10 protein-coding genes are annotated in these 13,218 nt (G+C 74.5%); 5 read left to right on the top strand and 5 right to left on the bottom strand.

Annotated features, from left to right (window positions below):
- The first annotated feature begins 106 nt into the window (after window positions 1-106).
- Window positions 107-1,399, top strand: a complete 1,293-nt coding sequence (locus NRO40_RS19120; RefSeq protein ID WP_058941509.1) for an alanine racemase — start codon at window positions 107-109, stop codon at window positions 1,397-1,399.
- Between the two features lie 111 nt (window positions 1,400-1,510).
- Window positions 1,511-3,091, top strand: coding sequence for an N-acyl-D-amino-acid deacylase family protein (locus tag NRO40_RS19115; protein WP_058941508.1), 1,581 nt, complete (start codon window positions 1,511-1,513; stop codon window positions 3,089-3,091).
- A gap of 46 nt (window positions 3,092-3,137) precedes the next feature.
- Here NRO40_RS19115 and mptB read toward each other — a convergent pair whose 3' ends face one another.
- Both mptB and NRO40_RS19105 read right to left on the bottom strand, forming a co-directional pair.
- On the bottom strand, window positions 3,138-4,610 hold the full coding sequence (gene mptB / locus NRO40_RS19110; protein ID WP_058941507.1) for a polyprenol phosphomannose-dependent alpha 1,6 mannosyltransferase MptB: 1,473 nt from the start codon (window positions 4,608-4,610) through the stop codon (window positions 3,138-3,140).
- 70 nt (window positions 4,611-4,680) lie between these two features.
- Window positions 4,681-5,571, bottom strand: a complete 891-nt coding sequence (locus tag NRO40_RS19105; RefSeq protein ID WP_058941506.1) for a S1 family peptidase — start codon at window positions 5,569-5,571, stop codon at window positions 4,681-4,683.
- 290 nt (window positions 5,572-5,861) lie between these two features.
- Here NRO40_RS19105 and NRO40_RS19100 point away from each other — a divergent pair, with 290 nt between their 5' ends.
- Both NRO40_RS19100 and NRO40_RS19095 read left to right on the top strand, forming a co-directional pair.
- Window positions 5,862-7,073: a pyridoxal phosphate-dependent aminotransferase gene (locus NRO40_RS19100; RefSeq protein WP_058941505.1), complete on the top strand. Its 1,212-nt coding sequence runs from the start codon at window positions 5,862-5,864 to the stop codon at window positions 7,071-7,073.
- 91 nt (window positions 7,074-7,164) lie between these two features.
- The gene (locus NRO40_RS19095) at window positions 7,165-7,554 is read left to right on the top strand and encodes an SCO4983 family protein (protein ID WP_058941504.1); all 390 of its coding nucleotides are present in this window, start codon (window positions 7,165-7,167) and stop codon (window positions 7,552-7,554) included.
- Window positions 7,555-7,831: 277 nt separating this feature from the next.
- Here the strand turns inward: NRO40_RS19095 and NRO40_RS19090 are convergent, their stop codons facing one another.
- Window positions 7,832-9,658, bottom strand: a complete 1,827-nt coding sequence (locus NRO40_RS19090) for a phosphoenolpyruvate carboxykinase (GTP) (protein ID WP_058941503.1) — start codon at window positions 9,656-9,658, stop codon at window positions 7,832-7,834.
- A 221-nt stretch (window positions 9,659-9,879) separates the two neighbouring features.
- Between NRO40_RS19090 and trhA the strand changes: the two genes are divergently transcribed.
- The gene (gene trhA, locus NRO40_RS19085) at window positions 9,880-10,572 is read left to right on the top strand and encodes a PAQR family membrane homeostasis protein TrhA (protein WP_058941502.1); all 693 of its coding nucleotides are present in this window, start codon (window positions 9,880-9,882) and stop codon (window positions 10,570-10,572) included.
- Window positions 10,573-10,727: 155 nt separating this feature from the next.
- Here trhA and NRO40_RS19080 read toward each other — a convergent pair whose 3' ends face one another.
- Window positions 10,728-12,752 carry a thioredoxin domain-containing protein gene (locus tag NRO40_RS19080; protein WP_058941501.1) on the bottom strand — a complete coding sequence of 675 codons (2,025 nt, stop codon included), beginning with the start codon at window positions 12,750-12,752 and terminating at the stop codon, window positions 10,728-10,730.
- Window positions 12,753-12,996: 244 nt separating this feature from the next.
- Window positions 12,997-13,218 (bottom strand): DUF4365 domain-containing protein, encoded by a 222-nt coding sequence (locus tag NRO40_RS19075; RefSeq protein ID WP_058941500.1) that lies wholly within the window; start codon window positions 13,216-13,218, stop codon window positions 12,997-12,999.

Genomic DNA, 13,218 nt, shown 5'->3' with positions numbered 1-13,218 from the left:
TCCTCCGGGGCCGGGGCCGTTGACCCCGCGCCGGCCGGGATGTTAGACACCGGTCAGCGACCGACGCAATGACCGTTGCGCGACACGCAACGGGGAGGGAGGCCGGATGGCCGCCGGACAGCCGGGCCCGGACGTGCTCGCCGCACGCTTGGCGGACGAGCGGCTGGATCACCGCTTCAAGGGGCTCCCGCCGGACGCCGACGGCCTCACGGTCGGCGAACTGGCCGCCCAGCGGCGCAACGTCTTCACCGACGGCTTCACCACGCCGGTCCTGACCCTCTCCGCCGGGGCGCTGGAGCACAACCTGGCCCTGCTCGGGGCGTACTCCGCCCGTCACGGCCTGGCCTTCGCGCCGCACGGCAAGACGACGATGGCTCCTGGGCTGTTCGCCCGTCAGCTGGCCCACGGGGCCTGGGGCATCACGGTGGCCGTCCCGCACCAGGTACGGGTGTGCCGGGCGTTCGGGGTGCGGCGGGTGTTCCTCGCCAACGAGCTGGTCGACGCGGCCGCCCTGCGCTGGATCACCGGGCAGCTGGCGGCCGACCCGGAGTTCCGGTTCGTCTGCTACGTCGACTCGGTGCGCGGCGTCGAGCTGATGGACCGCGCGCTGGCCGGGTCGCCGCGGCCGGTGGACGTCGTGGTGGAGCTGGCGGCGGGCGAGGGCGCGCGGACCGGGGTGCGCACGGAGGCGGAGGCCGTCGAGGTCGCCGGGGCGGTGGCGGGCGCGGCGGCGCTACGGCTGGTCGGCGTCGCCGGGTACGAGGCGCAGGTGCCGGGGGCGTCGCCGGAGACGGTGCGGGCGTGGCTGCGGCGGCTGACCGGGCTCGCGGTCCGGCTGGACGGCGCGGGGCTGTTCGCGGACGCGGGCGAGATCGTGGTGAGCGCGGGCGGCAGCGAGTGGTTCGACGCCGTCGCCGACGTCCTCGCCGAGCTGCCGCCGCTGTCGGCGCCCGTGCTGAGGCTGCTGCGTTCGGGCGCGTACGTCTCGCACGACCACGGGCACTACGAGCGGCTGACGCCGTTCAACCGGGTCCCGGAGGAGGGGGCGCTGGAGCCGGCGTTCCTGCTGTGGGCGCAGGTGGTGTCACGGCCGACGCCGGACGAGGCGTTCCTCAACGCCGGCAAGCGGGACGTGTCGTACGACCTGGCGCTGCCCGTGCCGCGGCGGGTGCGCTCCGGCCGGGACGGCACCGAGCGCGCGGCGGACGGGCTGACGGTGACCGCGCTGTCGGACCAGCACGCGTGGGTGCGCGCCGAGCCCGGGGGCGCGCTGCCGGAGGTCGGCGACTGGGTGGCCCTCGGGCTGGCCCACCCGTGCACGGTGTTCGAGAAGTGGCCGCTCATCCCCCTGGTGGAGGGCGACGGCACGGTCGTCGACTACGTCCGCACCTTCTTCTGACCACCACGGCGGACGCGGGACGCACGGCGCGGGAGGGGCGGCGGACGCGGGACGCACGGCGGGCACGAGGCACGGCGGTGACGCGCGGGGCGGCGGGAGGGGCGGCGGGCGGTGGAGCTGGTCATCAGGGACGCACGGGTCGTCGACGGCACCGGCGGCCGGGCCTACCGCGCGGACGTCGGCGTCGACCGGGGCCGGATCGCCGCGGTGCGCCGCGAGGGCGAGCCGGCGCTGTTCGGCGCACGCGTCCTGGACGCGGCGGGGCTCGCCCTCTCCCCCGGCTTCGTCGACATGCACGCCCACAGCGACCTGGCCCTGCTGCGCGATCCGGCGCACGAGGCGAAGGTCGCGCAGGGCGTGACGCTGGAGGTCCTGGGCCAGGACGGCCTGTCGTACGCGCCGGTGGACGACCGCACGCTCGACGAGGTCCGCGCGGCGATCGGCGGCTGGAACGGCGACGGCGCCGACGTCGACGTGGACTGGCGGACCGTCGGCGGGTACCTGGACCGGCTGGACCGGGGCTTCGACGGCGAGGGCGTCGCCGTGAACGCCGCCTACCTGGTGCCCCAGGGCACGGTCCGCGCGTACGCCGTCGGCTGGACGGACCGCCCGGCGACCGGCGCCGAGCTGGACCGGATGCGGCGGCTGGTCGCCGAGGGCCTGGCACAGGGCGCGGTCGGCATGTCGTCGGGGCTGACGTACCCGCCCGGCATGTACGCGGACGGCGCCGAACTGGCCGCGCTGTGCCGGGTCGTGGCCCGGCACGGCGGCTACTACTGCCCGCACCACCGCTCGTACGGGGCGGGCGCCCTGGCGGCGTACGCCGAGATGCTGGACCTGGCGCGGGCGACGGGCTGCCCGCTGCACCTGGCGCACGCGACGCTGAACTTCGGCGTCAACGAGGGCCGGGCGCCCGAGCTGCTGACGCTGCTGGACGCGGCGCTCGCGGACGGCGTCGACGTCTCGCTGGACACCTACCCGTACACGCCGGGCTGCACGACGCTCGCCGCGCTCCTGCCCGGCTGGGCCCACGAGGGCGGCCCGCGGGCGCTGCTGGCCCGGCTGCGGGACGACGCGACGGCCGAGCGGATCCGGTACGCCCTGGAGGTGACCGGCTCGGACGGCTGCCACGGCGTGCCGGTCGACTGGGCGTCCGTCGAGGTGTCGGGCGTGTCCGACCCGGCGCTGGCGGCGTACGTCGGCACGCGGTTGCCCGGCTGGGCGGCGGCCCGGCGGCTGCTGGTCGCCGACCGGCTCGGCACGGCGGTCCTCCAGCACGTCGGCCACGAGGGGAACGTACGGGCGATCATGCGCCACCGGGCGCACACCGGCGGCTCGGACGGCATCCTGCACGGCGCGAAGCCCCACCCGCGCGCCTACGGCACGTTCCCGCACTACCTGGGGCGGTACGTGCGGGAGCTGGCCGTGCTGTCGCTGGAGGAGGCCGTCGCCCACCTGACGTCCCGTCCGGCGGCGCGGCTGCGGCTGCCGGACCGGGGGCTCGTACGGGTCGGGTACCGCGCGGACCTGGTGCTGTTCGACCCGGACACGGTGGCGGCGGGTGCCACGTTCGCCGCGCCGCGCACCCTGCCGGTGGGGATCCCGCACGTCCTGGTCGACGGGCGGTTCGCGGTGCGCGACGGGCGGCGTACCGACGTGCTGGCGGGGCGCTCGGTCCGCCGCACGCCGTGACCGCGCCGCCGGGCGCCCCGGGCGGGGGTACGGGTACGGGCCGGGGTCAGGCGCGGGAGGGCTCGCGGTCCTCGGGGCGGCGCGGGGACGGCAGCCACACGCCGGCGGCGAAGTCGGAGCGGCGCAGCAGCAGCTGCCCGCCGATCACGCACGCCACGACGGCCAGGGCGAACCCGTAGGCGGGGGTGCGGCCGTCGGGCGCCGTCACGTACACGAGGGCCGCCGACAGGATGGCGAGCGCGCGGCCCGCGCGGCCGTTCCAGGCGGTCGCGGCGAGCAGCGGCACGGCCCACAGGACGTACCAGGGCTGCACCATCGGGGAGAGCGCGACCAGGGCGAGGAGGGCGAGGCCGAGCGCGTGCAGCGGGTCGAGCATGCGGCGGGCCGTGCACGAGGCGAGGTAGGCGATGAGGGCGAGGGCGAGCGTGAGGCCCATGGCCTGGACGGCGCGCTTGACGGGGTCCGTCTCGGCGCCGGACAGGAAGTACATGGTCTCGCCGAGGGCGACGCCGAGGTCGCTGGTGAGGGAGAGCGCGGTGTGGATGCTCCCGGCGACGCTCTGGGTGCGCAGCCAGCCGAAGCCGGTGCCGGCGCACAGCGTGGCGCCGACGGCGACGGCCGCGGCCACGGCGCCCGGCCCGAGGACGCCCTTGGCGGCCCTCCGTATGAGGGGGCCGGCCGTCTCCCGGCCGACGACGACGCCGATGAAGAGCAGCGCCAGCGCCGCCGGTGACTTGATCATCACGGCGAGGGCGACCAGGGCGCTCCCCGCGACCCAGCGGCCGCGGCGCACGGCGAGGGCGGTGCCGGCGAGGAGCAGGCCCACCATCAGGCCGTCGTTGTGCAGTCCGCCGACGACGTGGAGGAGGAGCAGGGGGTTGAGGACGCCGAGCCAGAGGGCCCCCGCGGTGGAGGCGCGCGGCGCGAGCCGCAGCACGGCCCAGAAGAGCAGGGCGAGCGCGGCGAGCGACAGCAGCCGCAGGGCCAGGACGGCGGGCAGCAGGTGTCCGGCGGTGGCCGCGGCGACCGCCTTGGCGAGGAGGAGGAAGACCGGCCCGTACGGGGCGGGCGTCTCGGTCCAGTGGCCGCCGACGCTCGCGGCCGCGGCCCCGCCGATGCCGTCGGGGGCGAGGACGGACGGGCCGTGGCGGTACACGTCGTGCCCCTCCAGGACCATGGCGCCCTGGGCGACGTAGCTGTACACGTCGGCGCTGTAGAGCGGCGGGGCGAGGAGGAGCGGGGCGGTCCACCACACGAGCGTGACGGCGGTGGACCGGACCCGGACGTCGGCGCCGTCGGCGACCAGCCGGCCGTACCGCCACCAGGCGACGACGAGGAGCGTCAGCCCGGCCAGGGCCAGCAGGACGCCGGGGCGGGCCGTGTCGGCGGCGCGCGGGAACCACAGGCCGAAGGGGTCGCGGGCCGGCATGGTGCCGGCCGCCCACCCGCCGAGGGCGACGGCCAGCGAGCCGACCGCGCCCAGGTGCCTGCAACCGGCGACGCTCCTCAAGGACCACATGACGTGTCAACCTACCCGGGCGCCGCCGGTCCCCTCCCGCCGTGTCCGGATCCGGCCGCCGTGACGCCGCTTACGGCTTGGGCAGGGCGCAGCCGGGGCGGCCGAGGTCGACGGCGTTGCCGGTGCCGACGCAGGCGGCGACGGTGTACGTCTGCTGGGCGTAGTTGATGCCGCGGCGCACGGTCACCGTGCCGTTCGCGTCGACCTCGCAGGGGTTGTTGAGGGTGCAGCGGCCGCCGGACTCGTTGCCGGTGTTGTTCACGGCGACGACCTTGCCCGTCGCGGTGTCGATCACCGGGGAGCCGGAGGTGCCGCCGACGGTGTCGCACGCGGCGGTGTACCGGACGGAGTCCTTCCAGGTCCAGTCGCCCTCCTGGAGGCGGTGGGCGAAGCCGTCGACGGCGCAGGTGTAGACGCGCTTCCAGTAGCCGGAGACGACCGCGATGCCGGCGCCCTGGGCGGGCCGGACGGTGTCGAGTTCGAGGGCGCGGACGCGGTGGCGGTCCTCTATCTGCCGGTAGGTGCTGGTCAGCTCGTACAGGGCGAGGTCGGTGTCGGTCATCGTGGCGTAGGCGATCCTGCCGGCCCGGAGGGTGGCGACGCGGGTGCCGGCGGCGTTCAGGAGGCTGAAGCTGCGGGTCGAGGGCCGGTTGACGACGACGACGCCGGGGCCGGGCATGCCGGACTCCAGGCAGTGGCCGTTGGAGAGCACCAGCGCGCGGTCGTCGGGGCGCGACTGGGGCAGCCGCACGACGGAGCCGGAGCAGTTGCTGAGCGCCACGGTGCCGGCGAAGTCGACGGCGGCGGCCGGGGCGGCGGCCGCGGCCGGGGCGGTGGGGGTGGTGGACGCGGTGGTGGCCGCGGGCGGTGCGGGGGGCCGCGGGCCCGCCGCCTCCGCCGGCGCGGAGCCGAGGCCGAGCAGTGCCAGGGCGAGCAGCGCACCGGCGAGGGGCTTCTTCATGTGGGGGGTCCCTCCTGCGACGGATGGTCACGCGCATTCTCAGGAATGGGCATGTCCGCGACAAGAGAGGGTTTTCGGCCGCACCCCCGGCCCGCCGCCCGTTCGGGCGAGCGGAAGGGGCCGCGCCCCGACGCCCCCCGCCCCGACCGGACGCCCGCCGGACGCCCGCCCAGGGCCCGCGCCGCACGCCCGCTCGGGCACGGCCGGACGTCCGCCGGCCACGTCCGCCGGGGAGGGACGTGGCACAAAACACGAGGCGCGCCCACCGCCGCGACCGTAAGCTCGCGGGCATGCAGGTCATCCAGTCCACGAAGCTCGCCAACGTCTGTTACGAAATCCGCGGCCCCGTGCTGGACGAGGCGATGCGGCTGGAGGCGGCGGGCCACCGCGTCCTGAAGCTGAACACCGGCAACCCCGCCGCCTTCGGCTTCGAGTGCCCGCCCGCCATCCTCGAGGACATGCTCCGCAACCTCGGCGACGCGCACGGCTACGGGGACGCCAAGGGCCTGCTCGCGGCGCGCCGCGCGGTCATGAGCCACTACGAGACGCGGGGCATCCCGCTCTCCGTCGAGGACGTCTACATCGGCAACGGCGTCTCCGAGCTCATCCAGATGGCGATGCAGGCGCTGCTCGACGACGGCGACGAGGTCCTCGTCCCGGCGCCGGACTACCCGCTGTGGACGGCCTCCGTGGCCCTGTCGGGCGGCACTCCGGTGCACTACCGGTGCGACGAGCAGTCGGACTGGATGCCGGACCTCGCCGACATCGAGCGCAAGATCACCGATCGCACCAAGGCGCTCGTCATCATCAACCCGAACAACCCGACGGGCGCCGTCTACGACGACGAGATGCTGCGCGACCTCACGGAGATCGCCCGCCGCCACAACCTCGTGGTCTGCTCGGACGAGATCTACGACAAGATCCTGTACGACGGCACCACCCACACGCCGACCGCCGCCATCGCCCCCGACCTGCTGTGCCTCACCTTCAACGGCATGTCGAAGAACTACCGGGTGGCGGGGTACCGCAGCGGCTGGCTGGCGGTCTGCGGCCCGAAGGGGCACGCCTCCTCGTACATCGAGGGGCTGACGATCCTCGCCAACATGCGACTGTGCGCCAACATGCCGGCGCAGCACGCCATCGCCGCCGCCCTCCAGGGCCGCCAGTCGATCGAGGCGCTGGTGGCGCCGGGCGGCCGCCTGCTGGAGCAGCGCGACGCGGCGTACGAGCGGCTGATCGACATCCCGGGCGTGAGCTGTGTGAAGCCGAAGGGCGCGCTGTACCTCTTCCCGCGCCTCGACCCGGCCGTCTACAAGATCAAGGACGACCGCCAGATGGTCCTCGACCTGCTGCGGGCCGAGAAGATCATGGTGGTCCACGGCACCGGCTTCAACTGGCGCGAGCCGGACCACTTCCGCATCGTGACGCTCCCCAACACCAAGGACCTCACCGACGCCGTGACCCGTATCGGCACCTTCCTGGACGGCTACGGCCAGCACTGACGGGCAGTGGCGACGCCACCTTGGGCCCGACTCAACTTTAGACTGGATCCAATGTAGGATGGTCTCCTGTCAGTCAGCAGGAGGCCGTCCCATGTACGAACCGATCCGCACCAAGTCGGTCCACCGGATGGCCGACGACGACCACGGCACCTTCCCGCACCGCTCGCGCGAGGAGGAGCTGGACATCCAGCTCGCCGGGCACCTGTCGGCGCTGCTGGCCGTCACCGACGAGCTCGGTGACCCGGCCGCGGAGCGCATCGCCCGGCAGGTGGCCCGACTGCGCGGCGCCCCGCCGGCCCGGCACGCCGGGCTGACCGGCGCCGACGCGTCCTCGCTGCACCGCCGCGCCCACGCGCTGGCCGGACGGGCCCTGGTCGTCGCGGCCTCCCGTGCCGACACCGCCGCCGCGATCCTCGCCGCCGAACGGATGGACGCGCACGCCGCCGCGTCCGGCGAGGGCAGCTTCGTCGGCGCCCCCTGACGGCCCCGGTCCGCGACCGACGAGGCACGCGGACCGGGTGCCACCCTCCCCGCCGCGCCCACCGGGCACCCGGCGGGCCCGCACGCCGCCCTGCCCGCGGCCCGGCCCGGCGCGGCGCGGACGGCGCCGGCGGCGTCCCGCGCCCGCGCCCGCACGCGAAAGACCCCCGGAACGACGCCGATGTCGTTCCGGGGGTCGTCAGCCGCGGCCGGCCGGGATGACTCCACAGGTCAGGGCGTTGTCGTACGGCCCGGCCGCGGGTCCGGGGTGGGCCGCGTCAGCCCAGGCGCGCGACGAGCGCGCGGTACTCGTCCCACAGCTCCTTCGGGGTGTGGTCGCCGAAGGTCTCCAGGTGCCCGGGGATCAGGGCGGCCTCCTCGCGCCAGACCTCGGGGTCGACCTTGAGCAGGAAGTCGAGGTCCTCCTCGGGCAGGTCGAGACCGGCGGTGTCCAGGGCCTCCCGGGTCGGCAGGACGCCGATCGGCGTCTCGACGCCCTCGGCGCGGCCGTCGAGACGCTCGACGATCCACTTCAGGACGCGGCTGTTCTCGCCGAAGCCGGGCCAGACGAACCGGCCCGCGTCGTCCTTGCGGAACCAGTTCACGTAGTAGATCTTCGGCAGCTTCGACGCGTCCGCGTCCTTGCCGACCTTGATCCAGTGGGCCATGTAGTCGCCCATGTTGTACCCGCAGAACGGCAGCATCGCGAAGGGGTCGCGGCGCAGCTCGCCGACCTTGCCCTCGGCGGCGGCGGTCTTCTCGGAGGCGACGTTCGCGCCGAGGAAGACGCCGTGCTGCCAGTCGAACGACTCGGTGACCAGCGGGACCGCGGAGGCGCGGCGGCCGCCGAAGAGGATCGCCGAGATCGGCACGCCCTTGGGGTCCTCCCACTCGGGCGCGATGATCGGGCACTGCGCGGCGGGCACGGTGAAGCGGGCGTTGGGGTGGGCGGCCGGCGTCGCGGACTCGGGCGTCCAGTCGTTGCCCTTCCAGTCCGTGAGGTGCTTCGGCGCCTCCTCGGTCATGCCCTCCCACCACACGTCGCCGTCGTCGGTGAGCGCGACGTTGGTGAAGACGGCGTTGCCCCACAGGGTCTTCATGGCGTTGGCGTTGGTGTGCTCGCCGGTGCCGGGCGCGACGCCGAAGAAGCCGGCCTCGGGGTTGATGGCATAGAGGCGGCCGTCCTCGCCGAAGCGCATCCAGGCGATGTCGTCGCCGATCGTCTCGACGGTCCAGCCGGAGATCGTGGGCTCCAGCATCGCGAGGTTCGTCTTGCCGCACGCGGACGGGAAGGCGGCGGCGACGTACTTCGACTCGCCCTGCGGCGGGGTCAGCTTCAGGATGAGCATGTGCTCGGCGAGCCAGCCCTCGTCGCGGGCCATGACGGACGCGATGCGCAGGGCGTAGCACTTCTTGCCGAGCAGGGCGTTGCCGCCGTAGCCGGAGCCGTAGGACCAGATCTCGCGGGTCTCGGGGAAGTGGGAGATGTACTTCGTGCTGTTGCACGGCCACGGCACGTCGGCCTGGCCGGGCTCCAGCGGGGCGCCGAGGGTGTGCACGGCCTTGACGAAGAAGCCGTCGTCGCCCAGCTCGTCCAGGACGTCCCGGCCCATGCGGGTCATGGTGCGCATCGAGACGGCGACGTACGCGGAGTCGGTGATCTCGACGCCGATCGCGGAGAGCGGCGAACCGACGGGGCCCATGCAGAACGGCACCACGTACATCGTGCGGCCGCGCATCGCGCCGCGGAAGATGCCCCGCTCGCCGGCGAAGAGCTCCTTCATCTCCGCCGGGGCCTTCCAGTGGTTGGTCGGGCCGGCGTCCTCCTCCTTCTCGGAGCAGATGAAGGTGCGGTCCTCGACGCGCGCGACGTCGGTCGGGTCGGACGCGGCGTAGTACGAGTTCGGGCGCAGCGTCGGGTCCAGCTTCCGGAAGGTGCCCTTGGCGACGAGCTCCTCGCACAGGCGCTCGTACTCGGCCTCGGACCCGTCGCACCACACGACTGCGTCGGGCTGGGTGATCGCTGCGATCTCGTCGACCCAGGCGACGAGCGCCTGGTGCTGGGTGGGGGCCGGGGTGCTGGGAGCCGCGTTGTCGCGCGCCACGGTTGCTCCTTGTTGAGGGGTTTGTGGTTGTTGCCCCGTGGGGGCTGCGACCCGGACGCTGCGCTGTTCTCGCTACCCCTTGCGCTCATCCGGTGCCGACCGCACTCATTTGATCATCCGACGTGAATGCGCATATGTCCAGAGGGCCTCTCACGTGAGCATCGCCACTTGTGTCCGCTGCCCCGTGCGGGCGGCTACTGGACCGTAGGTAGCATTTCGGCATGACCGCCGCCGCCGTGACCGACGAGACCGACTCCGACAGCGCGACGACCGCGTCCCTGCTGAAACCGCTGCTCCGGGGCTGGCTGCACGCCGCGATGTTCCCGGCCGTGCTGGTCGCCGGGCTCGCCCTCACGGCACTCGCCGACTCCGCGCGAGGCCGGCTCGCCTGCGCCGTCTACACGCTCACCGCCTGCCTCCTCTTCGGCATCAGCGCGCTGTACCACCGGGGCGACTGGGGGCCGCGCGCCACGGCGGTGCTGCGCCGACTGGACCACGCCAACATCTTCCTGATCATCGCGGGCACGTATACCCCGCTGACGCTGCTCCTGCTCCCCGGGTCCACCGGCCGGGTGCTGCTGTGGGCCGTCTGGGCGGCGGCGGTGGCGGGCATAGCCTTCCGCGTCTTCTGGGTCGGGGCGCCCCGCTGGCTGTACACGCCGTGCTACATCGCGATGGGGTGGGCGGCCGTCTTCTTCCTGCCGGACTTCCTGCGGACGGGCGGCGTCGCCGTCCTCGTCCTGGTCGTGGTCGGCGGGCTCCTCTACAGCGCCGGCGGCGTGGTGTACGGGATCAAGCGGCCGAACCCCTCGCCCCGCTGGTTCGGCTTCCACGAGGTGTTCCACCTGCTCACGCTGGCCGCGTTCGTCGTCCACTACGTGGGCATCTCGCTCGTGGCCTACCGCCACGCGTAGCCCCGCGCGGCGGCGGACCACGGCACAGCAGCAAGGCGCGGCACGGGCGTTACGGCACGAGCGGCACGAGCGGCACGAGCGGCACGAGCGGCACGAGCGGCACGGCGACGGCCCCCGGGGCGTCCCGGGGGCCGTCGCCGTGCGGTGCCGCGCGGTCAGCGGGAGAGCAGCTCCGCCAGCCGGTCCGGGTCGGTCGTCGGGGCGTCGCAGGTGAAGTGGCGGCACACGTACGCCGCGGGCCTGCCGTCCACCAGGGGCCGGTCGCGCAGCAGCGGGAACTCCTCACCGTCCGGCTCCCCCACGGCGACCACCGCGCCCGGGGCCGTGCCGAGCAGCGCGGCCCGGTGCAGCGCGCGCGTGGCGTCCTCGCCGCGCGGACCGGCGACCGCGACCTCTCGCGGGCCGTCCAGCACCGCCTCCGCCACCGCCAGCCCCCAGCCGACGAACCGGGGCGCGCGCGGCCCGAGCGCCTGCACCACGCCGAGCGCCCGCTCCGCGGCGGTGCGGTGGGGCTCCGACCCGGTCTGCGCCGCGTACGACAGCAGCGCCCCGGCCGCGGCGGTCCACCCGGACGGCGTGGCGTTGTCGGTGGGGTCCTGCGGGCGGCGGATCAGCGCCTCGGCGTCGTGGGCGGTGTCGTACAGCTGCCCGCCCTCGCCGGTGAAGCGGTCCAGCACGTGGTCCAGGAGGAAGCCGGCGAAGTCCAGCCAGACGCCCTCCCCGGTGACCGCCGCCAGCGCGAGGAAGCCCTCCGCGACGTCCCCGTAGTCCTCCAGCACCCCGGCGTTCGCGCCCCGCCGCCCGTCCTTCGACGTGCGCGCCAGTCGCCCCGCCTCGTCGAGGTGGAGCCGTACCAGCAGGTCGGCGGCCTCGGTGGCCCGCTCGACGAGGTCGGGCCGGTCGAAGTACGCGCCGGTCTCGGCGAGCGCGGCGACGGCCAGGCCGTTCCACGCGGCGACGACCTTGTCGTCCCGCCCGGGCCGGGCCCGCTCCGCCCGCGCGGCGAGCAGCCGCTCCCGGATCCGGCCGAGCCGCTCGGCGTCCGCCACCCCGGCGTCCTGCGGCAGCCGCAGCACGGAGGCACCCTCCTCGAAGGTGCCCTCCTCGGTGACGCCGTAGTGGTGCGCCGCGTACGCGGCGTCGTCGTCGCCCAGCACCTCGCGCAACCGGGCGGGGGTCCACACGTAGAAGGCGCCCTCGACGTGCCGGCCCGTGCCGTCGTCGGAGTCGGCGTCCAGCGCGGACGCGAAGCCGCCCTCGGCGGTGCGCAGCTCGCGCACCATGAAGTCGGCCGTCTCCAGGGCGACCCGCCGGGCGAGGTCGCTCCCGGTGGCCCGCCACAGATGGGCGTAGACCCGGCACAGCAGGGCGTTGTCGTAGAGCATCTTCTCGAAGTGGGGCACCACCCACTCGCGGTCCACGGAGTACCGGGCGAAGCCCCCGCCCAGCTGGTCGTAGATGCCGCCGCGCGCCATCGCCTCGCAGGTGTCGGCGGCCATCTGCAGGGCGCCCTCGGCGCCCGTGCGGGCGTGGTGGCGCAGCAGGAACTCCACGGTCATCGACGGCGGGAACTTCGGCGCCCCGCCGAAGCCGCCGTGCCGCTCGTCGTACTCGCGGGTGAGGCCGAGGAGGGCCTGCGCCAGCTCCTGCTCGCCGGGCACGCCCTTTCCGGCGACCGCGAGCGACCGGCCGGACAGCTCGCGCACGATGTTCCCCGCGACCTCGCCCACCTCGTCGCGCCGGTCCCGCCAGGCCACCGCGACGCCCTCCAGCACCTGCGGGAAGGACGGGGAGCCGTGGCGCGGCTCGGGCGGGAAGTAGGTACCGAAGTAGAAGGGCTCGGCGTCCGGGGTCATGAAGACCGTCATCGGCCAGCCCCCGTGCCCGGTGGCGGCCTGCACGGCCTCCATGTACACGGCGTCCACGTCCGGCCGCTCCTCGCGGTCGACCTTGACGGGGACGAAGTGCTCGTTGAGGTACGCCGCGGTCTTCTCGTCCTCGAAGGACTCGTGCGCCATGACGTGGCACCAGTGGCACGCCGAGTACCCGACCGACAAGAGAACGGGCACGTCACGCCGTCGCGCCTCCTCGAACGCTTCCGGCGTCCAGGGCCACCAGTCGACGGGATTGTCGGCATGCTGAAGCAGATACGGCGAGGTCACACCAGCCAACCGGTTCATGTGATCCAGCCTCTCACAACGCCCTACCGGGTCGGTGGGACCCGCACGGGCCCTTCCCGGATCCGCCGGTGCGCCGGGACGGGGGACGCGGCGCAGAGGGGGAGGCGAGCGCGCTCCTGCGGCATCGCGCGGCTCGGCGTCGCAGGCCGTTGGGCTGAAGCCCGGCAGCGCGGAACTGTCGAGGCTCCTCGAAGGAGGCACCATGACCGCCGAGATGGTGGCGCCCGCGTGGAGCACGCCCAGATCAGCGCGGAGCAGTACGACGCGTCGAGATCCCGCCCTTGACCTGCAGGGCCACGGAGTCCGCTGTCCGCCGGCCGTCCTGCACGAAGGTGACGTGCAGGTCCTCGCCGTGGTCGTTACCGCCGTCGATCTCCTGCACGATGTGCCCGTGCCGCTCCAGCAGCGCACGCACCTCGTTCACGGCCATGCGTCCGACCCGCCGGCTCTCGGGCACCTTCGGCAT

Source organism: Streptomyces changanensis (assembly GCF_024600715.1).
In the GTDB taxonomy this organism is placed as follows: Bacteria; Actinomycetota; Actinomycetes; order Streptomycetales; family Streptomycetaceae; genus Streptomyces; species Streptomyces changanensis.
This window is presented reverse-complemented; position numbering and strand designations above follow the sequence as displayed.